Origin of the sequence: Streptomyces sp. NBC_00647, assembly GCF_045207245.1 — a bacterium.
Lineage (GTDB): Bacteria > Actinomycetota > Actinomycetes > Streptomycetales > Streptomycetaceae > Streptomyces.
This window is the reverse complement of the sequence record NZ_CP109040.1, coordinates 8,140,342-8,162,609: the sequence shown is the minus strand read 5'-3', so window position 1 is coordinate 8,162,609 and position 22,268 is coordinate 8,140,342. Positions and strand designations below refer to the sequence as shown.

Annotated in this window: 19 protein-coding genes; 13 read left to right on the top strand and 6 right to left on the bottom strand. The window is 71.3% G+C overall.

Annotation, left to right across the window (positions count from 1 at the left end):
* Positions 1-79 precede the first annotated feature (79 nt).
* The 8 genes from tkt to OG788_RS35780 all read left to right on the top strand — a co-directional run bounded on the left by tkt (position 80) and on the right by OG788_RS35780 (position 9,593).
* A complete protein-coding gene (tkt, locus tag OG788_RS35815) occupies positions 80-2,155 on the top strand; it encodes a transketolase (RefSeq protein ID WP_406375189.1) in 2,076 nt (691 codons plus the stop codon).
* A 19-nt stretch (positions 2,156-2,174) separates the two neighbouring features.
* Positions 2,175-3,320 (top strand): transaldolase, encoded by a 1,146-nt coding sequence (tal, locus tag OG788_RS35810; protein ID WP_406375188.1) that lies wholly within the window; start codon positions 2,175-2,177, stop codon positions 3,318-3,320.
* Positions 3,317-4,975, top strand: a complete 1,659-nt coding sequence (gene zwf / locus OG788_RS35805; protein ID WP_406375187.1) for a glucose-6-phosphate dehydrogenase — start codon at positions 3,317-3,319, stop codon at positions 4,973-4,975. The genes tal and zwf overlap by 4 nt, the downstream gene beginning before the upstream one ends.
* Positions 4,972-5,907, top strand: coding sequence for a glucose-6-phosphate dehydrogenase assembly protein OpcA (gene opcA / locus OG788_RS35800; RefSeq protein WP_351546613.1), 936 nt, complete (start codon positions 4,972-4,974; stop codon positions 5,905-5,907). Before zwf ends, opcA begins: the two co-directional genes overlap by 4 nt.
* Positions 5,900-7,549 (top strand): glucose-6-phosphate isomerase, encoded by a 1,650-nt coding sequence (gene pgi, locus OG788_RS35795; RefSeq protein WP_406375186.1) that lies wholly within the window; start codon positions 5,900-5,902, stop codon positions 7,547-7,549. Before opcA ends, pgi begins: the two co-directional genes overlap by 8 nt.
* Before the next feature lie 6 nt (positions 7,550-7,555).
* Positions 7,556-8,434, top strand: coding sequence for a phosphogluconate dehydrogenase (NAD(+)-dependent, decarboxylating) (gene gnd, locus OG788_RS35790; RefSeq protein ID WP_351545563.1), 879 nt, complete (start codon positions 7,556-7,558; stop codon positions 8,432-8,434).
* An 8-nt stretch (positions 8,435-8,442) separates the two neighbouring features.
* Positions 8,443-9,054 (top strand): histidine phosphatase family protein, encoded by a 612-nt coding sequence (locus OG788_RS35785; RefSeq protein ID WP_406375185.1) that lies wholly within the window; start codon positions 8,443-8,445, stop codon positions 9,052-9,054.
* Positions 9,055-9,137: 83 nt separating this feature from the next.
* Positions 9,138-9,593 (top strand): TerB family tellurite resistance protein, encoded by a 456-nt coding sequence (locus OG788_RS35780; RefSeq protein WP_351545569.1) that lies wholly within the window; start codon positions 9,138-9,140, stop codon positions 9,591-9,593.
* Positions 9,594-9,771: 178 nt separating this feature from the next.
* Here the strand turns inward: OG788_RS35780 and OG788_RS35775 are convergent, their stop codons facing one another.
* The gene (locus OG788_RS35775) at positions 9,772-11,667 is read right to left on the bottom strand and encodes a bifunctional sugar phosphate isomerase/epimerase/4-hydroxyphenylpyruvate dioxygenase family protein (protein WP_406375184.1); all 1,896 of its coding nucleotides are present in this window, start codon (positions 11,665-11,667) and stop codon (positions 9,772-9,774) included.
* Between the two features lie 156 nt (positions 11,668-11,823).
* Complete coding sequence (locus OG788_RS35770) at positions 11,824-12,699, bottom strand: shikimate dehydrogenase (protein WP_406375183.1); 876 nt, start codon at positions 12,697-12,699, stop codon at positions 11,824-11,826.
* 199 nt (positions 12,700-12,898) lie between these two features.
* Here OG788_RS35770 and OG788_RS35765 point away from each other — a divergent pair, with 199 nt between their 5' ends.
* The gene (locus tag OG788_RS35765; protein ID WP_266763944.1) at positions 12,899-13,564 is read left to right on the top strand and encodes a TetR family transcriptional regulator; all 666 of its coding nucleotides are present in this window, start codon (positions 12,899-12,901) and stop codon (positions 13,562-13,564) included.
* Between the two features lie 279 nt (positions 13,565-13,843).
* Positions 13,844-15,139: an MFS transporter gene (locus OG788_RS35760; RefSeq protein ID WP_406376934.1), complete on the top strand. Its 1,296-nt coding sequence runs from the start codon at positions 13,844-13,846 to the stop codon at positions 15,137-15,139.
* 215 nt (positions 15,140-15,354) lie between these two features.
* On the opposite strand, the gene OG788_RS35755 is transcribed toward OG788_RS35760, so the two are convergent.
* Positions 15,355-15,792: a PPOX class F420-dependent oxidoreductase gene (locus OG788_RS35755; RefSeq protein ID WP_351545580.1), complete on the bottom strand. Its 438-nt coding sequence runs from the start codon at positions 15,790-15,792 to the stop codon at positions 15,355-15,357.
* 115 nt (positions 15,793-15,907) lie between these two features.
* Here OG788_RS35755 and OG788_RS35750 point away from each other — a divergent pair, with 115 nt between their 5' ends.
* The 3 genes from OG788_RS35750 to OG788_RS35740 are packed head-to-tail and all read left to right on the top strand — an operon-like array spanning position 15,908 to position 19,201.
* The gene (locus tag OG788_RS35750) at positions 15,908-16,489 is read left to right on the top strand and encodes a TetR/AcrR family transcriptional regulator (protein ID WP_406375182.1); all 582 of its coding nucleotides are present in this window, start codon (positions 15,908-15,910) and stop codon (positions 16,487-16,489) included.
* Entirely contained in the window at positions 16,486-17,943 is a 1,458-nt protein-coding gene (locus OG788_RS35745) for an MFS transporter (RefSeq protein WP_406375181.1), read from the top strand. The genes OG788_RS35750 and OG788_RS35745 overlap by 4 nt, the downstream gene beginning before the upstream one ends.
* Before the next feature lie 31 nt (positions 17,944-17,974).
* Positions 17,975-19,201, top strand: coding sequence for a serine hydrolase domain-containing protein (locus tag OG788_RS35740; protein ID WP_406375180.1), 1,227 nt, complete (start codon positions 17,975-17,977; stop codon positions 19,199-19,201).
* An 11-nt stretch (positions 19,202-19,212) separates the two neighbouring features.
* On the opposite strand, the gene OG788_RS35735 is transcribed toward OG788_RS35740, so the two are convergent.
* From OG788_RS35735 to ribA, 3 genes are all read right to left on the bottom strand, one after another.
* The gene (locus OG788_RS35735; RefSeq protein WP_406375179.1) at positions 19,213-20,448 is read right to left on the bottom strand and encodes an MFS transporter; all 1,236 of its coding nucleotides are present in this window, start codon (positions 20,446-20,448) and stop codon (positions 19,213-19,215) included.
* A gap of 124 nt (positions 20,449-20,572) precedes the next feature.
* The gene (locus OG788_RS35730) at positions 20,573-21,559 is read right to left on the bottom strand and encodes an ornithine cyclodeaminase family protein (RefSeq protein WP_406375178.1); all 987 of its coding nucleotides are present in this window, start codon (positions 21,557-21,559) and stop codon (positions 20,573-20,575) included.
* Positions 21,556-22,263 carry a GTP cyclohydrolase II gene (gene ribA, locus OG788_RS35725; RefSeq protein ID WP_351545598.1) on the bottom strand — a complete coding sequence of 236 codons (708 nt, stop codon included), beginning with the start codon at positions 22,261-22,263 and terminating at the stop codon, positions 21,556-21,558. The genes OG788_RS35730 and ribA overlap by 4 nt, the downstream gene beginning before the upstream one ends.
* Positions 22,264-22,268 lie beyond the last annotated feature (5 nt).

Genomic DNA, 22,268 nt, shown 5'->3' with positions numbered 1-22,268 from the left:
ACCTTCCCCGGCAAAAGTCTGACTTTTAGGTTTGAAGACGTTCCCCCGCGATCGTCGATTCAGTGAGGACTTCTTGAAGATGAGTACGCAGAGCTCCGACGGTGTCATCTGGACCGAGCTCGACCGCCGCGCCGTCGACACCGCCCGCATTCTGGCCGCTGACGCCGTGCAGAGGGTCGGCAACGGTCACCCCGGGACCGCGATGAGTCTGGCCCCGGCGGCGTACACCCTCTTTCAGAAGGTGATGCGTCACGACCCGGCCGACCCGGAGTGGACCGGCCGCGACCGCTTCGTCCTCTCCCCCGGTCACACCTCTCTGACCCTCTACACGCAGCTCTTCCTGTCGGGCTACGAACTCGGCCTCGACGATCTGAAGGCGTTCCGCACCCACGGGTCCAAGACGCCCGGCCACCCCGAGTACGGACACACCGCGGGCGTGGAGACGACGACCGGTCCGCTCGGGCAGGGTGTGGCCAACGCCGTCGGCATGGCGATGGCCGCCCGCTACGAGCGCGGCCTCTTCGATCCCGAGGCCCCCGAGGGCGAGTCGCCCTTCGACCACACCATCTGGGCGATCGTCTCCGACGGCGACCTGGAGGAGGGCATCTCCGCCGAGGCCTCCTCGCTCGCCGGCCACCAGAAGCTCGGCAACCTGGTCTTCGTCTACGACGACAACCACATCTCCATCGAGGGCGACACGGCGACGGCGTTCTCCGAGGACGTACTGAAGCGCTACGAGGCATACGGCTGGCACGTGCAGCGGATCGAACCCGCGCTCGGCGGCGACATCGACGTCCACGCGCTGCACACGGCGCTCGAGGCGGCGCGGGCCGAGACCGGGCGCCCCTCCATCATCGCGATGCGCACGATCATCGCCTGGCCCGCCCCGAACGCGCAGAACACCGAGGCCTCGCACGGCTCGGCGCTCGGCGCCGAGGAGATCGCCGCCACCAAGCGGATCCTGGGCTTCGACCCGGAGCGGACCTTCCAGGTCGACCCGGAGGTGCTGGCCCACGCCCGCCAGGCCCTCGACCGGGGCGCCGAGGCGCACGCCGCCTGGGACAAGCGGATCGGCGCCTGGCGCACCGCGCAGCCCGAGCGCGCCCAGCTCTTCGACCGGATCGTCGCCGGCCAGCTGCCCGAGAACTGGGAGGCCGCCCTGCCTGTGTTCGAGGAGGGCACGTCCGTCGCGACCCGCGCCGCCTCCGGCAAGGTCCTCCAGGCGCTCGGCGCCGTCCTCCCCGAGCTGTGGGGCGGTTCCGCCGACCTGGCCGGTTCGAACAACACCACCATCGACAAGACGTCCTCGTTCCTGCCGAAGGGCAACCCGCTGCCGGAGGCCGACCCGTACGGCCGCACCGTGCACTTCGGCATCCGCGAGCACTCGATGGCCGCCGAGATGAACGGCATCGCGCTGCACGGCAACACCCGTATCTACGGCGGCACCTTCCTGGTGTTCTCCGACTACATGCGCAACGCCGTCCGCCTTTCCGCGCTGATGCAGCTCCCGGTGACGTACGTCTGGACGCACGACTCGATCGGCCTCGGCGAGGACGGTCCCACCCACCAGCCGGTCGAGCACCTCGCCTCGCTGCGCGCCGTCCCCGGCCTGAACATCGTCCGCCCGGCCGACGCCAACGAGACCGCGATCGCCTGGGGCGAGATCCTCAAGCGGCACGCCACGAACCCGGCCCCGCACGGTCTGGCCCTCACCCGTCAGGGCGTGCCGACCTACCCGGCCAACGCCGACGCGGCGCGCGGCGGTTACGTCCTGCGGGACTCCTCCACCGGGACCCCGGACCTCATTCTCATCGCGACCGGCTCCGAGGTGCAGCTCGCCGTCGCGGCGCGCGAGCTGCTGGAGGCCGAGGGCGTGGGCACCCGGGTGGTGTCGATGCCGTCCGTCGAGTGGTTCGAGGAGCAGTCCCCGGAGTACCGGGAGAGCGTCCTGCCGCCGTCCGTGAAGGCCCGCGTGGCGGTCGAGGCCGGGATCGGTCTGACCTGGTACCGGTACGTCGGTGACGCGGGACGCATCGTCTCGCTGGAGCACTTCGGCGCCTCCGCCGACGCCGGAACCCTGTTCGCCGAGTTCGGCTTCACCGCCGAGAACGTCGCCGCCGCCGCGCGGGAATCCATCGCCGCCCTGCGCGGTTGATCCGTTCGCACGAAGGAAGATGATCACTGTGACCGAAGCAACCGCGACCGCGGTAACCCTGAAGCGCCTCTCCGACGAAGGCGTCTCCATCTGGCTGGACGACCTGTCCCGCAAGCGGATCGAGTCCGGCAACCTGGCGGAACTCATCGAGAACCGCCACGTGGTGGGCGTCACCACCAACCCGTCCATCTTCCAGGCCGCCATCGGCTCCGGCGAGGGGTACGAGGAGCAGCTGGCCGACCTCGCCGTGCGCGGGGTGACGGTCGACGAGGCCGTCCGCATGATGACGACCGCGGACGTGCGCGCCGCCGCCGACGTCCTGCGCCCGGTGTTCGAGACGACCGGCGGCCGGGACGGCCGGGTGTCCATCGAGGTCGACCCCCGGCTGGCGAACGACACGGCCGCCACGATCGCCGAGGCCAAGCAGCTGGCCTGGCTGGTCGACCGCCCGAACGTGATGATCAAGATCCCCGCGACGGAGGCGGGCCTCCCGGCGATCACCGAGGTCATCGGCCTCGGCATCAGCGTCAACGTCACGCTGATCTTCTCCCTGGAGCGCTACCGCGCGGTCATGGACGCCTACCTGGCGGGCCTGGAGCGGGCGCACGCCTCGGGCATCGACCTCGCCGGCATCCACTCCGTCGCCTCCTTCTTCGTCTCCCGGGTCGACAGCGAGATCGACAAGCGGCTCGCGAAGATCGGCACGGACGAGGCCCTCGCGCTCAAGGGCAGGGCGGCACTCGCCAACGCGCGGCTCGCCTACGAGGCGTACGAGGACGTGTTCAACGGTGCCCGCTGGACGGCGCTCGCCCCGTCCGGCGCGCACAAGCAGCGTCCGCTGTGGGCCTCCACGGGCGTCAAGGACCCCGCGTACAAGGACACCCTGTACGTCGACGAGCTGGTCGCGCCGGGCACGGTCAACACCATGCCGGAGGGAACGCTGAACGCCACCGCCGACCACGGCGACATCCACGGCGACGCGGTGACCGGCGGCTACCCCCAGGCGCGTGCCGATCTGGCCGCGGTCGAGGCGCTCGGGATCTCCTACGACGAGGTCGTCGGGCAGCTGGAGGACGAGGGCGTCTCGAAGTTCGAGGCGGCCTGGGAGGATCTTCTCGAAGCGGTGGCGACTTCGCTCCGCGGCAAGGGAGTTGAGGGGGAATGACCAAGGGTGAGGCGCTTTCCGACGGCACCCCGCAGGGTGCGCCCGCCGCCCCGCAGGGACCTGGTGACACGGCCGTGGAACCGGGCGGCCTGAGCCCCGAGGCCCTCGCCGAGGCGCTCGGCGTCCCGGCGGCCGACCCGGACAATCCGCTGCGCGACCCGCGCGACCGCCGGCTCCCCCGGATCGCGGGCCCCTCCGGTCTCGTGATCTTCGGTGTCACCGGCGACCTGTCCCGCAAGAAGCTGATGCCGGCCGTGTACGACCTCGCCAACCGGGGTCTGCTGCCGCCGGGCTTCTCGCTCCTCGGGTTCGCCCGCCGTGAGTGGGAGGACCAGGACTTCGCGCAGGTGGTGCACGACTCGGTGCGCGAGCACGCGCGGACGGAGTTCCGCGAGGAGGTCTGGCAGCAGCTCGCCGAGGGCATGCGGTTCATCCCCGGCGACTTCGACGACGACGCGGCGTTCAAGCAACTGCGCTCGGCCGTAGAGGAGTTGGACTCCTCCCGGGGCACCAGCGGCAACTACGCCTTCTATCTCTCCGTACCGCCGAAGTTCTTCCCGAAGGTGGTCCAGCAGCTCAAGAAGCACGGACTCGCGGACGCTCCGGAGGGTTCCTGGAGGCGCGCGGTCATCGAGAAGCCGTTCGGCCACGACCTGACGAGCGCGCGCGAGCTGAACCGGATCGTGCACGACGTGTTCGACCCGGACCAGGTGTTCCGTATCGACCACTACCTGGGCAAGGAGACCGTCCAGAACATCCTGGCGCTCCGCTTCGCCAACCAGATGTACGAGCCCGTCTGGAACCGGTCGTACGTCGACCACGTCCAGATCACCATGGCCGAGGACATCGGGATCGGCGGCCGGGCCGGCTACTACGACGGCATCGGCTCCGCCCGGGACGTGATCCAGAATCACCTCCTCCAGCTCATGGCGCTGACCGCCATGGAGGAGCCGGCCGCCTTCGACGCCGAGTCGCTGCTCGCCGAGAAGCTCAAGGTGCTCAAGGCCGTGAAGCTGCCGGAGAACCTGGGCGAGCACACCGTGCGCGGCCAGTACGCGGCGAGCTGGCAGGGCGGCGAGAGGGTGCGCGGCTACCTCCAGGAGGACGGCATCGACCCCGGGTCGACGACCGACACCTACGCGGCCGTCAAGCTCCAGGTGGACAACCGCCGTTGGGCGGGCGTCCCCTTCTATCTCAGGACCGGCAAGCGCCTGGGCAGGCGGGTGACGGAGATCGCGGTGGTCTTCCAGCGCGCTCCGCACTCCCCGTTCGACTCCACCGCCACCGAGGAGCTCGGCGCGAACGCGATCGTCATCCGCGTCCAGCCCGACGAGGGCATGACGGCGCGCTTCGGATCGAAGGTGCCGGGTACCTCGATGGAGATCCGGGACGTCACGATGGACTTCGCGTACGGCGAGTCGTTCACCGAGTCCAGCCCCGAGGCGTACGAACGACTGATCCTGGATGTCCTGCTCGGCGACGCCAATCTCTTCCCCCGTCACCAGGAGGTGGAAGAGTCCTGGAAGATCCTCGACCCGATCGAGGGGTACTGGGAGAAGCACGGCGCGCCCGCGCAGTACCCCTCGGGCAGTTGGGGCCCGAAGGAAGCCGACGAGATGCTCGCACGAGACGGACGGAGCTGGCGCAGGCCATGAAGATCGACCTGACCGACACCACGGCAAGCAAGATCAACAAGGCGCTCGTACGGGGGCGCCGGGCCATCGGCACCCCCGCCGTGGGCATGGTCCTGACGATGGTCATCGTCACCGACGAGGAGAACGCCTACGACGCGATCAAGGCGGCCGAGGAGGCCTCCCGCGAGCACCCCTCGCGCACGCTGGTCGTCATCAAGCGCGTCGCCCGCACCCCGCGCGACCGCACCAACTCGCGCCTGGACGCGGAGGTGCGCGTCGGCTCCGACGCCGGCACCGGCGAGACGGTCGTCCTGCGGACCTACGGCGAGGTCTCCGACCACGCCGACTCGGTGGTCCTGCCGCTGCTGCTGCCGGACGCCCCGGTCGTCGTCTGGTGGCCGGTGGACGCGCCCGACAACCCGGTCAAGGACCCGCTGGGTGCCCTCGCGCAGCGCCGGATCACCGACATGTACGCCGTCGAGACCCCGCTCCAGGCGCTCGACGCCCGCGCCGCCTCGTACGCGCCGGGCGACACCGACCTGGCGTGGACCCGGCTGACACCGTGGCGCTCGATGCTGGCGGCGGCCCTCGACCAGGCACGGGCGAAGGTGATCTCCGCGGCCGTCGAGAGCGAGGCGCAGAACCCGAGCGCCGAACTGCTGGCCCGCTGGCTGGAGGCCCGCCTCCAGGTCAAGACCGAGCGCGTCGTCACCGCGGGCCCCGTGGTGACCGCCGTCCGGCTCGGCACCGCGAACGGCGAGATCGTGATCGACCGCCCCGAAGGGCCGCTGGCCACGCTGTCCCTGCCCGGACAGCCCTCCCGCACCCTCGCGCTGAAGGTGCGCTCCACCTCCGAACTGATCGCCGAGGAACTGCGCCGCCTCGACGCGGACGAGATGTACGCCGTCGCCCTGCGGGGCGAGGCCACCAAGGAGACCCCCCGTCATGTCTGACTCCCCCAAGCCCACACGGCGCCCCGAGTGGGTGGCCCTGGAGGACCACCGCGCGACCGCGCTGCTCCACCCGCGGCTGCGCGAGCTGTTCGCCGCCGACCCCGCGCGCGCCGAGCGTTATGTCGTACAGGTCGGTGACCTGCGGATCGACTACTCCAAGCACCTGATCACCGACGAGACCCTCGCCCTGCTCCAGGAACTGGCCACCGCCACCGATGTGTTCGGGCTGCGGGACGCGATGTTCCGGGGCGAGAAGATCAATGTGACCGAGGACCGGGCGGTGCTGCACACGGCGCTGCGGGCGCCGCGGGACGCGGTGGTGGAGGTCGACGGGGAGAACGTCGTGCCGGGCGTGCACGCGGTGCTGGACAAGATGGCGGGTTTCGCCGGGCGGGTCCGTTCGGGTGAGTGGACCGGGCACACCGGCAGGCGCATCAAGAACGTGGTCAACATCGGTATCGGTGGTTCGGATCTGGGTCCGGCGATGGCGTACGAGGTGCTGCGTTCGTTCACCGACCGGGGTCTGACGCTGCGTTTCGTGTCGAACGTGGACGGCGCGGATCTGCATGAGGCGGTGCGGGACCTGGACCCGGCGGAGACGCTGTTCGTCATCGCGTCGAAGACGTTCACGACGATCGAGACGATCACGAACGCCACCTCGGCGCGTTCGTGGCTGCTGACCGGGCTGAAGGCCGGTCAGGAGGCGGTGGCGCGGCATTTCGTGGCGTTGTCGACGAATGCCGAGAAGGTCGCGGACTTCGGGATCGACACGGCCAACATGTTCGAGTTCTGGGACTGGGTCGGGGGCCGCTACTCCTACGACTCGGCGATCGGGCTCTCGCTGATGATCGCGATCGGTCCGGACCGGTTCCGGGAGATGCTCGACGGTTTCCACCTGGTCGACGAGCACTTCCGCACGGCTCCCGCCGAGGCCAACGTGCCGTTGCTGCTGGGCCTGCTGGGCATCTGGTACGGCAACTTCCACGACGCGCAGTCGCACGCCGTCCTGCCGTACTCGCACTACCTGTCGAAGTTCACCGCCTATCTCCAGCAGCTGGACATGGAGTCCAACGGCAAGTCCGTGGACCGTGACGGCAACCCGGTCGAGTGGCAGACCGGCCCGGTGGTGTGGGGCACGCCCGGCACCAACGGCCAGCACGCCTACTACCAGTTGATCCACCAGGGCACCAAGCTGATCCCCGCCGACTTCATCGGCTTCGCCAACCCCGTCGGCGAGCTCAGCGACGAACTCCAGGCGCAGCACGACCTGTTGATGGCGAACTTCTTCGCGCAGACCCAGGCGCTGGCCTTCGGCAAGACCCCGGACGAGGTGCGCGCCGAGGGTGTGCCCGAGGAACTGGTGCCGCACAAGACGTTCCAGGGCAACCACCCCACGACCACGATCCTCGCGCCCGAGCTGACCCCCTCGGTCCTCGGCCAGCTGATCGCCCTCTACGAGCACAAGGTGTTCGTCCAGGGCGCGATCTGGAACATCGACTCCTTCGACCAGTGGGGCGTCGAGCTCGGCAAGGTGCTCGCCAAGCGCGTCGAACCCGCCCTGACCGAGGGCGCGGACGTGCCCGGTCTCGACCCCTCCACCGCCGCCCTCGTGGCCGCTTACCGCACTCTCCGGAAGAAGTGAACTGACATGCAGCTCGGACTCATCGGCCTCGGCAAGATGGGCGGCAACATGCGCGAGCGGATACGCCGCGCGGGACACACCGTCATCGGCTACGACCGCAACCCGGACCTCGCCGACGTGCACAGCCTCACCGAACTCGTGGGCAGCCTCGAAGGCCCGCGCGTGGTCTGGGTGATGGTGCCGGCGGGCGCCCCCACCCAGACCGTCATCGACGAACTCGGCGACCTGCTGGAGCCCGGCGACACGGTCGTGGACGGCGGCAACTCCCGCTGGACCGACGACGAGAAGCACGCCGAGGAACTGGCGGCCAAGGGCATCGGCTTCGTCGACGCGGGCGTCTCGGGCGGTGTGTGGGGCCTGGAGAACGGCTACGCGCTGATGGTCGGCGGCGACGCCGAGAACATAGCCAAGGTGCGGCCGGTCTTCGACGCGCTCAAGCCGGAGGGCGACTTCGGCTTCGTGCACGCCGGCAAGGTGGGCGCGGGCCACTTCTCCAAGATGGTCCACAACGGCATCGAGTACGCCATGATGCAGGCCTACGCCGAGGGCTGGGAGCTCCTGGAGAAGGTCGACTCCGTCACCGACGTACGTGAGGTGTTCCGCTCCTGGCAGGAGGGCACCGTGATCCGCTCCTGGCTGCTCGACCTCGCGGTCAACGCCCTGGACGGCGACGAGCACCTGGACAAGCTGCGCGGCTACGCGGAGGACTCCGGCGAGGGCCGCTGGACCGTCGAGGCGGCCATCGACAACGCCGTTCCGCTGCCCGCCATCACGGCATCCCTCTTCGCGCGCTTCGCGTCCCGTCAGGACGACTCGCCGCAGATGAAGATGATCGCGGCGCTGCGCAACCAGTTCGGCGGCCACGCCGTCGAGTCGGCGAAGTAGGCCGGACCATGGGCGACCTCATCCTGGTCCGCCATGGAGAGACCGAGTGGACCCTGACGGGACAGCACACCAGCTGGACCGACCTTCCGCTCACCTCGCACGGCGAGGAACAGGCCACGTCCCTGGCCCCGTTCTTCGCCGGGCACTCCTTCGCCCAGGTCCTCACCAGTCCCCTCGGCCGCGCGGTACGGACCGCCGAGCTCGCGGGCCTGTCCGGCGGGCGGATCGATCCCGATCTGCACGAGTGGGACTACGGCGGCTACGAGGGGATCACCACCCGCGCCATCCACCGGGCCCGGCCCGACTGGGTGCTCTGGAACGACGGGGTGCCGCCCGGCCCGGACGGCCACCCCGGCGAATCACCGCGGGAAGTGGGGGTGCGCGCCGACCGGGTGCTCTCCCGGGTGGACGCCGCGCTCTGCAACCACCCCGGTGATGTGGTGCTGGTGGCGCACGCGCACTTCCTGCGCGTCCTCACGGCCCGCCGGCTGGGGCTGCCGCCCGAGTCGGGGCGGCTGTTCCAGCTCGCGACCGGGACCGTCAGCCGGCTCTCCACCGAGCACGGCGATCCGGTGATCGCCACGTGGAACGAACCGGGAACTTCCGTCGTGGCCCGCTAGTTTCTACGTTGCTGTAGAAACCGAAGAGGTATCCGGTCCGCCCGCTCGGGCGGACCGGTCCCTTGACTACGTATGGAGTTCTCATGGCCCTGTGGGACCGCATCAAGGAGTCCGCGTCGACGATGCAGACCCAGCTCGTGGCGAAGAAGAACGACCTGAAGAGCGGTGCCTTCCGCGACGCGAGCATGGCGATGTGCGCGCTCGTCGCCGCGGCGGACGGGTCGATCGACCCGTCCGAGCGGCAGCGTGTGGCCCAGCTCATCGCCACGAACGAGGTGCTGCAGAACTTCGACGCCATCGACCTCCAGCGCCGCTTCGACGACAACCTGAACAAGCTGACCGCCGACTTCGCCTTCGGCAAGGTCAGCGTCCTCCAGGAGATCGCCAAGGCGAAGAAGAAGCCCGCCGAGGCGCGCGCCGTCATCCAGATCGGCATCGTCATCGGCGGCGCCGACGGCGACTTCGACAAGACCGAGCAGGCCGTCGTGCGGGAGGCGTGCTTCACACTCGACCTGCCGCCGCACGAGTTCGACCTGTAGGACACCCTGTCCCCCGGCTGACCCGACCCCGGCCGCACCGTGTCTCCGACTCGCTCGACACCCCTGCCGGGGCGGGCGCGTCGCCACGGTGGCCGGGGTCCGGCGTGTCCGGACGCGCCAGGGGCCCCTGCCGGCACCGCCCGTGCGACCGGCGAGTCCGCTCCGAGGTTCCTGACCGTCAGCGCCCCGGTCGTCCAGCCGCGCGCTGCGCCGCGAGACGCACCGGGGCGTTCTGCGCTCCGTACCCCTGGTATCCGCCGTCGCGCTGGACGAGTTCGAAGAAGACGCGGCCGACGGTCTCGGTGTAGCAGTGCCGGAACTCCCCCTTCTGGTCACGGTCGTAGAGGATGCCGAGTTCGCGGTACGTCGCCAGTTCCTCGTCGCCGAGCTCGTACCGGGCGGCCAGGTCGTCGTAGTAGTTGGCGGGTATCGCCAGCAGCCGGCCGCCCGCCGCGCGGAAGCGCCGGGCCGCGTCGGTCACGTCGTCGGTGGCGAGGGCGATGTGCTGGGCGCGGGCGCCGTCGTCCGTCGGCGCGGGGCCGACACCGAGGGCGATCCGGACGCTTCCGTCGGCGTTGGTGACGGCACGGCTGCGATGGAGTCCGTACGGGTCGGCGACGTCGACGCTCTCCTGGCCGCTCAGCCCCAGCACGCTGTGGTGGAAGAGGGCGGCCTCGTCGAACTGGTGCCAGGGCTGGGTGAGCGCCAGGTGATCGATCCGGGTCACGGAGCCGGCGCCCGGCCCCGGTTCGGCGTGCCCGACCGGTCCGGTCCGTTCGACCTGCTCGAAGTCATCCGTCCAGCCGCAGAGTTCGGGGCCCCCGCGGGAATCTCCACGGGAGTCTCCCTGTTCGGACGGGACCGGGCTCCCGGACGCGGCGCAGAAGAAGAGTTCGGTGCCGTCGGGCGCGGCGACCGCGTCGAGGGGGGCGTCCTCGAGAGCGCGGCGGCGCGGCAGGACGGGGGCGAGGAGGGATTCGGCGCGCCGGGCCGCGGCAGCCGGGTCGGGTGACTCCAGGCCGATCGCGGCCAGCGCGGTACCGTCGCGCCGGGCGGCCGGTCCGGTGTTGACCAGGACACGGGCCTCCCCCTGCCGCCAGAGGTCCACGGGCTTGCTGCGGTGCCGGGCCGTACGGGTGAAGCCGAGGGCGCCGAGGACCTCGGCGACGGGGACGACGTCGGGCGTGACGAGTTCGGCGAAGGCGACGCCGGTCGGCACGACGGGGGCGGGCGGTGCCGCGAGCGCGGCCGTCTCCCGCAGGAGGGGCCGGGTCGCCTCCTGGAGGACGAGGAGGGAGCGGCGCGCGTCGACGGCCGTCGGCCCCGCCTCGGCCTGCCGGAAGACGTCGTTGAAGACTTCGAGGGAGAGGGGACCGCGGTAGCCGGCGCGCAGGACGTGCGCGAGCAGTCCGGAGAGGTCGAAGCCGCCCTGGCCGGGGAAGCAGCGGTAGTGACGGCTCCACTGGAGCACATCCATCGCCATCAGCGGGGCGTCGGCCAGTTGCAGGAAGAAGATCTTGTCCCCGGGGATGTCCTCGATCCCCTTGGGGTCCGATCCGCGCGCGAGGATGTGGAAGCTGTCCAGGCAAGTGCCGAGGGCGGGGTGACCGGCGGCCTCGACAATGCTCCAGGCGTGGCCGTACGTACTCACGTGCCGGCCCCAGGCCAGTGCCTCGTACGCCACCCGGACGCCGAAGTCCTCGGCGAGCACGGCCAGTCGGTGCAGTTGCTCCGCCGCGAGCGCGTCGTCGTCCACGGCGAGCGGCGAGACGCTGGAGCACACCAGCACGGTGCCGGCGCCGAGACGTCGCATGAGCTCGAACTTGTGGCGCGCCCGCCGCAGACCGCGGGCGAACTCCTCCTCGGCGACGGCCTCGATGTCACGCATCGGCTGGTAGAGGTCGATGCTCAGGCCGAGGTCGGCGGTGCGGGCCCCGATCTCCTCGGGGGTGAGGGGGCTCGCGAGCAGGTCGTTCTCGAAGATCTCCACACCGTCGAACCCGGCCCGGGCCGCGGCGGTGAGCTTCTCGGTCAGGGAACCGCTGAGGGACACGGTGGCGATGGACGTACGCATGGCGATGCTCCTTCGGTGTCGCTTCACTTCATGACCGGGCGGGGGGCGGGACGGGGCAGGGGCGCTGAGAGACGCGCGAACGGCCTCCCGCGGTCGGCACCCGTCCGGTCGCCGCGGGCTCGCCCACGCACACGGCCCTTCCCTCGCACCCGGGTCTCAGCTCCGGGCACCCGCGGCGCCGGCCAGCTCGGCGATGTCCACGAGCATCCGCGCCGCGTCGGGCTCCCGCCCGGTGAAGAGCCGGAAGGCGTCCGCGGCCTGGAAGACGGCCATGCCGCCCCCGTCGAGCGTGGCGCAGCCGGCCGCGCGGGCGGTGCGCAGCAGCTCGGTCTCCAGCGGCCGGTAGACCACTTCGGCCACCCACAGCGCGGGACGCAGCAGCTCGGCCGGGAACGGGAGTCCGGGGTGCGCGGCCATGCCGGTGGGCGTGGCGTGCACGATGCCGTCGGCGCGGGCGAGCAGGGACGCGAGGGTGTCCGGCGTCGCGGCGGCCGCCCGGCCGTCGCCGAAGTGGCGGTTCAGGGCGGCGGCGAGAGAGGCGGCCCGGTCGGGCATCGCGTCGACGAGGGTGATGTGTCCGGCGCCGAGCGTGAGCACCGCGTGGGCGACGGCCGCCCCCGCGCCGCCCGCGCCGAGCTGGACGACCCGCTCCAGGGAGACATCGGGCAGTCCGCGGGCGAAGGAGGCCGCGAAGCCGGTGACGTCCGTGTTGTGCCCGATCGCGCGGCCGTCCTCGAAGACGACGGTGTTGACGGCGCCGAGTGCCGCGGCCTGCGGGGCGAGTTCGTCGAGGTGCGCGATGACCAGCTGTTTGCAGGGGTGCGTGATGTTCAGTCCGTCGAAGCCGACGTCGCGTGCGGCGCGTACGAGATCGCCCACGGCCTCCGGTGGAACACCCAGGAGGTCGATGTCGATCAGCCGGTACAGGCAGCGCAGTCCCTGCCGGTCGGCCTCGCGCTCGTGCAGCGCCGGGCTGAGTGAGGGCCCGATTCCGGAGCCGATCAGGCCGACGAGATACGAGGTCTGGGACACGGCGGGCCTCCGGAGGCGTGGGATCGGCGGCAGGCCGGTGAGCGGCCGCTGACCGACTGACGGCTGATTAATGTACTAACTGGTTCGTTAGTCATATCAAGCCGTCGGCGCGAAGGGAAGGGACGGGCCCGGGCGACCTCGCCCCGGTGTGCCCTGCTTCTAGAATCGCGGAACCGACCGTCTCGCCCGAAGGAACCCGATGACCAGCGTCGAAGAACCGGCACGACCCGGCGGGCGCATCCGCGACGCCGCCCGCACCAGGGCCGAGATTCTCGACGTGGCGACCCAGGAGTTCTCCCGCGCCGGATTCGCGGGCGCCCGGGTGGACGAGATCGCCGCCCGCACCAGCACAACGAAGCGGATGATCTACTACTACTTCGGCGGCAAGGAGCAGCTCTTCACGGCGGTCCTGGAGCGCGCCTACTCGGTGATCCGGCAGGCCGAACAGGAGCTGGACGTCGAGCATCTGGACCCGGTCGCCGCCATCCGCCGGCTGGCCGAGCTGACCTTCGACCACCATGAGGCGCACCCCGACTTCATCCGCCTGGTGAGCATCGAGAACATCCACGAGGCCGAACACATCGCGGCCTCCGAGGAACTGGGCAGGATCGGCTCGCCCGCCCTCGACGTGATCGGCCGGATCCTGGCGACCGGCCGGAAGTCGGGCCTGTTCACGGCCGACGTCGACGCCGTGGACCTGCACGCGATGATCAGCGCCTTCTGCTTCTTCCGGGTCTCCAACCGCCATACGTTCGGCGCCCTGTTCGGCCGCGATCTGGTCGCGTCCGACCAGCGGGAGCACTACCGCGCGATGCTCGGCGACATGGTCATCGCCTACCTGACCGCGGACCGCGCGGCGGACTGAGCACGGGAAGATCGTTCGGCGCGACCTCTTGACACCCGGGAAACGTGGGCGCAACATCCGTAGCCATCCGCTACTAACTATCCAGTGGGTTAATTAGCCGCGGGGACTACAGTCGCCACCTGGACCCACTCCCGGCAGGGCAGACCCGTACGCCTCAGGTCCGGCATCCGTCCCCCGGCTTCGCCGCACTCCCGTCCCCGGAGTTCCCCGAAGGAGCACGCCGTGTCCGACACCGCCGTCCCGCTCGACGCGCCTCCAGGCCAGCCCAGGAAGGCCGCGATGGCCGCCTGGATCGGCAGCGCCCTGGAGTACTACGACTTCTTCATCTACGGCAGCGCCGCGGCCCTGATCTTCCCGAAGGTCTTCTTCGACGACTCCGACCCGGCCGACGCGACACTCCTGTCACTCGCCACCTTCGGTGTCGCCTACGCGGCCCGCCCCGTCGGCGCGCTCTTCCTGGGCCATTTCGGCGACCGGGTGGGCCGCAAGAAGATCATGGTCTTCACGCTGATCCTGATGGGTCTGTCGACGTTCCTGATCGGCTGTCTGCCGACGCGCGCGCAGGTCGGCGGCCTCGCCCCGGTCCTGCTGGTCCTCTGCCGCGTCCTCCAGGGCATCTCCGCGGCCGGTGAACAGGCCAGCGCCAGCTCGATGACGCTGGAACACGCGCCGCCGGACCGGCGCGGCTTCTTCACCAGCTTCACCCTCAGCGGCACCCAGGGCGGCCAGCTCCTCGCGACCCTGGTCTTCCTGCCGGTCGCCGCGCTGCCCGAGGACCAGTTGCTCTCCTGGGGCTGGCGGGTGCCCTTCTGGGCGAGCGTCGCCGTCGCCGTCGTCGGCTATGTCATCCGCCGCACGCTCCAGGAGACTCCGGCCTTCACCCGGCAGGCGGCCACCGAGGGCGTCGTCAAGCTGCCCCTCGCCGTGCTGTTCCGCGAGCACTGGGCGGACGTGCTGCGGGTCGTCGCGGGTGCGCTCATCGCCTCGGTCAGCACGATCTTCACGGTGTGGGCGCTGGCCTACGGCACCAGTGACGCGGTCGGCCTGTCCCGCACGCAGATGCTGTGGGTGGGCGCGCTGGCCAACCTGGTCGCCCTCGGCGCGATTCCCGCCTGGGCCACGCTGTCCGACCGCATCGGCCGCCGCCCGGTCTACCTGATCGGAGCCACCGGCAGCGCGGTCCTGATGTTCGCCTACCTGTGGGCCATCTCCACCGGCTCGTACCCCCTGGTGCTGCTCTTCGGCATCCTCGCCTTCGGAGTCGTCTACAGCGCCGCGAACGGCGTCTGGCCCTCGTTCTACGGCGAGATGTTCTCCACCCGCGTCCGGCTCTCCGGCATGGCGATCGGCACCCAGATCGGCTTCGCCGTGGCCGGGTTCGCCGTCACCTTCGCCGCGCAGATCGCCGGACCGGGCGGCGACGACTGGTCCTCGGTGGCCCTGTTCACCGCGGCCCTGTGCGTGCCGCCGGTCCTCGCCGCGCTCACCGCCCGGGAGACGCACACGGTGCCGACCGAGCGGCTCGGCGGGGACACGGCGGGCGACGCGGTGCGGCGCGACGCCGTGAGCGCCTGACCCGTCCGCGGACGCGGCCGTCCACGGCCCGCACCCTCCGGACAGCCCGCGCCCTCCGGACAGCCCGCGCCCCCGACGCGCAGAACCGCTCGGGGGCCCGGGCCCCGCCCCCGCTCCGCGCGGCACTCGGTGCGACACCGGGCGGGCCCCCGACGATCAGGGCACAGGCGCGTGCGGCCGCCGCGTCACGGCCTCGGCGCCCGGACGGTTGCGCCTCAGCGTCCGGGAATCCCGTACGCCCGCTCCACGCGCAGCCGTAGCACGAGCCGGTCGTCGCGGACCATCGCGGCGCGGTACTCGTCCCAGTCCGGGTGTTCACCGAGGACGTCCCGGTACACCCGGATGAGCTCCTCGACCGTCTCGTCGTGCGGGTCCTCGGCGACGGGCGTCAGTTCGGCCGTGCCCTCGACAACGGTGTACGCCCACCGGTCCGCGCTGGTCACGTGGTACGAGGCCCGCGGATCCCGGCGCAGATTGCGGGTCTTGGCGCGGTCGTCGGTGAGCGAGACGCGGATGATCCCCTCGTCGGGGTAGTAGAAGTGGCTGACGTTCGACAGCTGGGGCCGGCCGTCCTTCTTGAGGGTGACGAGCACCCCACCCTTGTGCTCGGACAGCAGTTTGAGCAGTGCGTCCTGGGTCGCTTCCTCAGTCATGTCTTGTTCAACGCTCCCGATCCGGCGTGTCATTCCACGCCGACGGCCTCCCGGGCCCCTCCCCTGCCCAGCACAATAGTAGACACTGTCTACTCACTCCTGGTAGACAGTGTCCATGAGTGATCGGGACACCACCGGGCTGAGGACGCGCCTGATCGACGTCGGCGTCGATCTCGTGGCGAAGGAGGGCGCGCAGGCGCTGACACTGCGGGAGATCGCCCGTCGGGCGGGGGTCTCGCACGGCGCCCCGCGCCGGTACTTCCCGACCCACCTGGAGCTGCTGTCCGCCATCGCGCAGCGCGGCTTCGGCGACCTCCAGGCGCGGGCGGCGGAGGCCGGCGGCGACAGCGGGGCCGATCCCCGTGCCCGGCTCACCGCCCTGGCGAAGGTCTATCTGGACTTCGCGCTGTCCCAGCGCGGCATGTACGAGCTGATGTTCCGTCACGATCTGCTGGAGAGCAACCGGTTGGGGCTCCGCGAGACCAGCCTGCCGATGTTCGGAGCGCTGGTGGACCTCGTCGGCCGGCTGCGCCCGGACGCCGAGGCCCGGATCGTCGCGGGTGCCCTGTGGGCGAACCTGCACGGCATCGCCCAACTGTGGGGCTGGGGCAGCCTGAAGCTCGCCACGGGCGCCGACGACTTCCTGCCGCTGCTGCACGCGGCGCTCGACGCGCACCTCGGACCGGAGGAACGGTGAACCTTCCCGACGCGCCGGTCGCCGAACGCCGTTCCGCCCCTGCGGCCGCGCACCGCCGGGTCACCCTCGCGAGCAGCGTCATCGGTGCCGTGATCGTGGCCCTCGACGGCACGGTCCTCACCATCGCGCAGCCCACGCTGCAACGCGATCTGGACGCCTCGTTCGCGCGGGTCCAGTGGACCAGCACCGGGTACCTCATCGCGGTGGCCGGCCTGCTGGTGTTCGCGGGACGTCTCGGGGACCGCTACGGCCATCAACGGGTCTTCGCCCTCGGCATCCTGGGCTTCGGGGCGGCTTCGGCGGGGATCGGCTTCGCGCCCGGGATCGGCTGGGTCATCGCGTTGCGGGTCGTGCAGGGCGTCTTCGGCGCGCTGCTGCAGCCGGCCACGCTCGGGATGCTGCGCGCCGCGTACCCGCCCGACCGGCTCGGCATGCCCATCGCGCTGCGGACGAGCGCCATCGGTCTCGCGGCTGCCGCCGGCCCGCTGCTCGGCGGCGCTCTGGTCAGTCACTTCGGATGGCGGTCCGTCTTCTTCCTGAACGTCCTGCCCGCACTGGTGATGGGCGCGCTCGCGCTCATCGTCCGGGCGCCGGCCGACGCGGAGAGCGGGGCCGACCGTCCGGCCGCGGCGGGTGGCCTCGATGTCCCGGGCGCCTGTCTGCTCACCGTGGCACTGGTCGCGCTGGTGCAGACGCTGGTCGCCGTACCCGACGCCGGATGGACGGCTGCGACCGTGGCCGGACTCGCCGTGGTGGCCGCCTCCGGCGCCGCGTTCGTACGTCGGGAGCGCCGCGCCGCGAGCCCTCTGGTGCCGTCCGACGTCCTCGGCTCGGCGACCATCGGCGCGGCGCTCGGCATTCTGGTGACCGCGTCCGCCGCCATGCTCGGCACCCTGTTCGTCGCCAGCTACCACCTTCAGGGGACCCTGGGGCTGAACCCGCTGCAGACCAGCCTCCGGGCCCTGCCGGGCGGTGTGACGATGGTGCTCGGCGCCCCCGTCGCCGCCGTGCTCCTGCGCAGGTTCGGCCCGCGGCGGACCACCGTGGCCGGAACGCTCGTCCTCACGCTGGGCGTCCTGCTCCTGGCCCGGCTCGGCGAGGCGTCGACGGCCGTAGCCATCGGACTGGGGTTCCTGCTGCTGGGCGCCGGTTTCGCCACCGTCATGGTGACCGCGACGGCGGTCGTCGTGCGGCACGCCTCCGCGGCGTCGGCCGGTGTGGCGGGCGGGCTGCAGCAGACGGCGATGAACATCGGGCCCACCCTGGGGATCGCGGTGGCGGCCACGCTGATGACGGTCGCACCGGGCACCGCCATCGGTCCCCCGCTGATCACGCTCGCGGCGTTCTCCGCGGCGGGGACACTGCTCGCCCTGCGGCTTCCGGGGCACAAGGAGACGGTGAGCGCCGACCGGGGAAGCCCGGACGACGGGTCACCAGCGCGTACGGGACGATAGAGGGTCACGAGCCGCAGCCCGGAGGAGAGCCATGGGACATCTGCGACAGGAAGTCGAGCCGGGATCGGTCGGCCTCGACGCCGAGGCGCTTGACCGGCTCGACCGGCACTTCGCCCGACTGGTCGACGACGGCCGGCTGCCCGGTTACCTGGTAGCCGTCTCCCGGCACGGCCGGGTCGCCCATCTCACCACCTACGGCAGACGCGACCGTGAGGCCGGACTCCCGGTGGAGAGCGACACGCTGTGGCGGATCTATTCGATGACCAAACCGGTCACCTCCGTCGCCGCGCTGATGCTCCTCGAAGAGGGCCGCCTCGGACTCGACGACCGCGTGGCCGACTTCCTACCGGCCTTCGCCGAGCCGCGCGTCCACGTCGGCGGCAAGGGGCCCGACACGACGACACGGCCGGCCGAACAGCCCATCCTCATCCGCCATTTGCTGACCCACACCGCGGGACTGACCTTCGGCTTCTACCACGCGCACCCCGTCGACCAGCTCTACCGGGACGCCGGTCTTGAGTCGTCGGTGGCCCCCGGCGCGGACCTGGCGGGGACCTGCGAGGTGTACGCCCGGCTGCCGCTCCAGTTCGAGCCCGGCACCCGGTGGAACTACTCGGTCGCCACCAATGTCCTCGGCCGGGTCATCGAGGTGGTGTCCGGCCAGGATCTCGACGTCTTCCTCCACGAGCGGATCTTCCGCCCGCTCGGAATGGCCGACGCCGGTTTCCACGTCACGGAGGAACAGGCGGGCAGACTGGCCGAGTTGTACGGCGAGGACGACAAGGGAGGGATCACCCCGATCGCCGGGCTCCCCCTGCGCGGCCGTCCCCGGTTCCTGTCCGGCAGCGGCGGGATGGTCGCCTCCGCCCACGACTACCACCGCTTCATGGAGATGCTCCGGCGCCGCGGCGAACTCGACGGCGCCCGGCTGCTGCGCCCCGACACCGTGGACCTGATGGCGACCAACCAACTGCCAGGCAACGCCGACCGCCGCTCCTTCGGCAGCCCCGTCCACCAGGAACCGGGCAACGCGGGCCTCGGTTTCGGCCTCGGCGTCTCCGTCGTGGTGGACCCGGCGCTCACCCGGGCCCCGTCGAGCGAGGGCGCGTTCGGCTGGAGCGGGGTGGCCACCACGACCTTCTGGGTCGACCCCCGGCGCGACCTGACCGTGCAGTTCCTGAGCCAGCTCCGCCCGACGGCCTCCCACTCGGTCTTCCCCGAGCTGAAGCGGCTGGTGCACGAGGCGGTACGGTCCTGATCGCCCCCCGCTCAACTCGACTTCTTCGGCGTCCGGTTGATCCGGTACACGTCCCGCACACACAGGTTGAGCACCGTGGCGGCGACGATCACACCGGCGCACACCAGGAGCACCTCACGGTCGGACCAGGCTCCGGCCGCGAGGGCGGCGAGCAGATAGCCGAGCGGAATCGCGAGGCGCTCCCCGACACTGTTGAACGAGCCCGCGCGGCCCAGCTCGGCGTCGGGTACGTGAAGCTGGAAGGCGGTCGTCCACGCGACGATCGCGACGTCCAGGCCGACTCCCGCGACCAGGGCGGCGAACAGGACGGCGGGCAGCGGCAGTCCGAGCCCCATCGCCGTCAGCGGCAGAAACAGCAGGGAGGCGGTGCAGACGGCGACGGCGAGCAGCCGGTACGGCTTCCACCACAGGCACACCAGCGCGCCCGCCAGCAGGCCGAGCGCGAACGCCCCCTGCACCAGGCCCCAGGATCTCGCGCCGGAGTACAGCGTCGCGGCGAGGACCGGTCCCAGCATCTGGAATCCGGCCAGCCAGGCGGCGACCACGACCATCCCGGCCACCGTGTAGGTCCACAGCCAGGTGCGGGAGCGGAATCCGGCCCATCCCGTCCGCAGATCGCTCAGGGCGCTGTGCGCGGTGACGGGGGCGTCCAGTCGCAGCCCGTGCAGCAGCAGGGCCGCGATCAGGAACGTGAGGGCGTCCCAGGTCAGCGCCCACCCCGGTCCGCAGAGCGCGACGACGAGACCGCCCACCACGGGCCCGAGCACCCGTACGGCGTTGCTCGGCAGTCTGACCAGCGCGTTGGCCCGCTGCAGGTGCTCCGCGGCCACCAGCTGGTTCACGACGCCCTGGCCGGCGGGCACGGTGAAGGCCACGGCGACTCCCGAGAGGAAGCCGCACGCGGCGATGGAGGCGGTCGAGGCCGCGCCGCTCAGCACGATGACGGCGAGCGCCCCTTGTGCCGCCGCCGCGACCAGGTTGCCCACCAGCAGGATCCGGCTGCGGGACATCCGGTCCGCGAGCACCCCGCCCACCAGCAGAAAGGCCACTGTGGGAACGGTGTTCACCGCCAGCACCAGGCCGAGCGATCCGGCTCCGCCGCCCTCTCCGATCACCGCGTAGGCGAGCGCGAGCGGCGCCATCGCCGATCCGGTCGCCGAGATCAGATTGGCCAGCACGAACCGCCGGAAGGCGGCGCTGCGCCAGGGTGCCGTCCGGGTACCGGGCACCTGCGCGGCCGTCTTCATGGTCCTCCCCCACCACCCGGAGGGGGACCTGTCAGGTCCTCTCGGACGACTCCAAGTGCGCGGCGATCATACGAGGTTGATCCCGGGGCGTCAGGACCGCCCGACCGGACCTCGCGCGCCGGGGTCAGGCGCGGAGCCCGGCCGCTCCGGCCGCGTGGATGACGGCCCACGCCGCGGCGGCGTCCTGGACGCCGAGCCCGACGCTGTTGTAGAAGACGATGTCCTCGGGTCCCGTGCGGGCCGGACGCCGGCCGGTGAGCACGTCGCCGAGCGCGATCAGGTCCTTCGGGGCGAGCCGCCGCTCCCGCAGCGCGTCCACCACCGGCCCGGCGTGCTCGGCCGCCGTCCCCGGGTCGTCGACGACCACCGCGGCGGCCCGCCGCAGGACCTCCGCGTCGACCTCGCTGCGGGTGGGCTCGAAGGATCCGACGCTGACGACCGTGCAGCCCGGGGCCAGCCAGGCGCCCCGGACGACCGGCGTGGCGCTGAGGGTGCAGGCGGCGACCATCGGCAGCCCCGCGACGGCCTCCTCGGCCGAGTCGACGGCCTTGACGGCGACACCGAGTTCGGCCGCGAGGCGCTGCGCCGCCCGGGCGCGCCGGCCGGGGTGCGGGCTCCACAGCCGTACGGACCGCAGCTCGCGCACCCGGGCGACGGCCCGCGCGTGGGCGAGGGCCTGGGTTCCGGATCCGAGCAGGCCGAGCTCCGCGCTGTCGGCGCCGGCCAGCACGTCGAAGGCGACGGCGCTCGCCGCGGCGGTGCGCAGGGTCGTCACCGCGGCGCCGTCCATGACGGCGACGAGCCGCCCGGTGACCGGGTCGAGCGCGTTGATCACCGCGTGGACGGACGGCAGCCCGGCCGCCGCGTTGCCGGGATTGACGCTGCCGATCTTGGCGACCGCCCCGGTGTCCGCGGACAGGCGGGCCACGTACGCGAACACGACGCTGTCGTCGAAACGGCTGGGGTGCATGATCTTGCCGGGCAGTTCCGCGGTGCCGTCACCGAGCGCGGTGAAGGCCGCGCGCTGCGAGGCGATCGCCGCGTCGGTGTCCAGCAGCCGTGTCACCTGCTCGCGCGAGAGGAACAGCGGGCCGGGGTCGTCCTGGGTCATTCCTCAGTGATAACCGTCTTCGCCGATTCGCAAAAGATCGCCTTGGTCCACTCCTCGCTGTCCAGGTGGGGCAGGTAGTGGTCGAGGCGCTCCCGCTTGGTCAGCAGGTAGCTGAGGTTGTCCTCGCACGGCGGTATCAGCAGCGGCACCTGCTCGGCGACCTTGATGCCGTGGCGCAGCAGCGACTCACGCTTGCGCGGGTTGTTCGACAGCAGCCGTACGGACCGTACGCCGAGGTCGTGCAGCATCTGCGCCGCCACCCGGTAGTCGCGGGCGTCCACCGGCAGCCCGAGGGCGACGTTCGCCTCGACGGTGTCGAGCCCCTCCGCCTGGAGCTTCATCGCCTTCAGCTTGGCGAGCAGTCCGATGCCCCGGCCCTCGTGACCCCGGAGGTAGACAAGGATGCCGCGGCCCTCGGCGACGATGGCGCGCAGCGAGTCGACGAGCTGGGGGCCGCACTCGCAGTGCTGCGATCCGAAGGAGTCGCCCGTGAGGCATTCGGAATGCAGCCGGGTGAGCACGTCCCCTTCCCGGAGAGTGTCCAAGTCGCCGTAGACGAGGACGACTTGTTCCTCGCCACGGTCGTGGTCGAGGTAGCCGACGGCATGGAAATCGCCGTACTCGGTGGGCAGTGGGGCAATCACGACTCGTTCGACACCTGTGAGGTGGGCATTCCCGCCGAGTACGCCAAAGTTATCTGTCATGATCT

Bases quoted from the DNA above. Each gene is read 5' to 3' on its own strand.
- tkt (WP_406375189.1), top strand. From the start codon at position 80: ATGAGTACGCAGAGCTCCGACGGTGTCATCTGGACCGAGCTCGACCGC.
- tal (WP_406375188.1), top strand. From the start codon at position 2,175: ATGATCACTGTGACCGAAGCAACCGCGACCGCGGTAACCCTGAAGCGC.
- zwf (WP_406375187.1), top strand. From the start codon at position 3,317: ATGACCAAGGGTGAGGCGCTTTCCGACGGCACCCCGCAGGGTGCGCCC.
- opcA (WP_351546613.1), top strand. From the start codon at position 4,972: ATGAAGATCGACCTGACCGACACCACGGCAAGCAAGATCAACAAGGCG.
- pgi (WP_406375186.1), top strand. From the start codon at position 5,900: ATGTCTGACTCCCCCAAGCCCACACGGCGCCCCGAGTGGGTGGCCCTG.
- gnd (WP_351545563.1), top strand. From the start codon at position 7,556: ATGCAGCTCGGACTCATCGGCCTCGGCAAGATGGGCGGCAACATGCGC.
- OG788_RS35785 (WP_406375185.1), top strand. From the start codon at position 8,443: ATGGGCGACCTCATCCTGGTCCGCCATGGAGAGACCGAGTGGACCCTG.
- OG788_RS35780 (WP_351545569.1), top strand. From the start codon at position 9,138: ATGGCCCTGTGGGACCGCATCAAGGAGTCCGCGTCGACGATGCAGACC.
- OG788_RS35775 (WP_406375184.1), bottom strand. From the start codon at position 11,667: ATGCGTACGTCCATCGCCACCGTGTCCCTCAGCGGTTCCCTGACCGAG.
- OG788_RS35765 (WP_266763944.1), top strand. From the start codon at position 12,899: ATGACCAGCGTCGAAGAACCGGCACGACCCGGCGGGCGCATCCGCGAC.
- OG788_RS35760 (WP_406376934.1), top strand. From the start codon at position 13,844: ATGGCCGCCTGGATCGGCAGCGCCCTGGAGTACTACGACTTCTTCATC.
- OG788_RS35755 (WP_351545580.1), bottom strand. From the start codon at position 15,792: ATGACTGAGGAAGCGACCCAGGACGCACTGCTCAAACTGCTGTCCGAG.
- OG788_RS35750 (WP_406375182.1), top strand. From the start codon at position 15,908: ATGAGTGATCGGGACACCACCGGGCTGAGGACGCGCCTGATCGACGTC.
- OG788_RS35740 (WP_406375180.1), top strand. From the start codon at position 17,975: ATGGGACATCTGCGACAGGAAGTCGAGCCGGGATCGGTCGGCCTCGAC.
- OG788_RS35735 (WP_406375179.1), bottom strand. From the start codon at position 20,448: ATGAAGACGGCCGCGCAGGTGCCCGGTACCCGGACGGCACCCTGGCGC.
- OG788_RS35730 (WP_406375178.1), bottom strand. From the start codon at position 21,559: ATGACCCAGGACGACCCCGGCCCGCTGTTCCTCTCGCGCGAGCAGGTG.
- ribA (WP_351545598.1), bottom strand. From the start codon at position 22,263: ATGACAGATAACTTTGGCGTACTCGGCGGGAATGCCCACCTCACAGGT.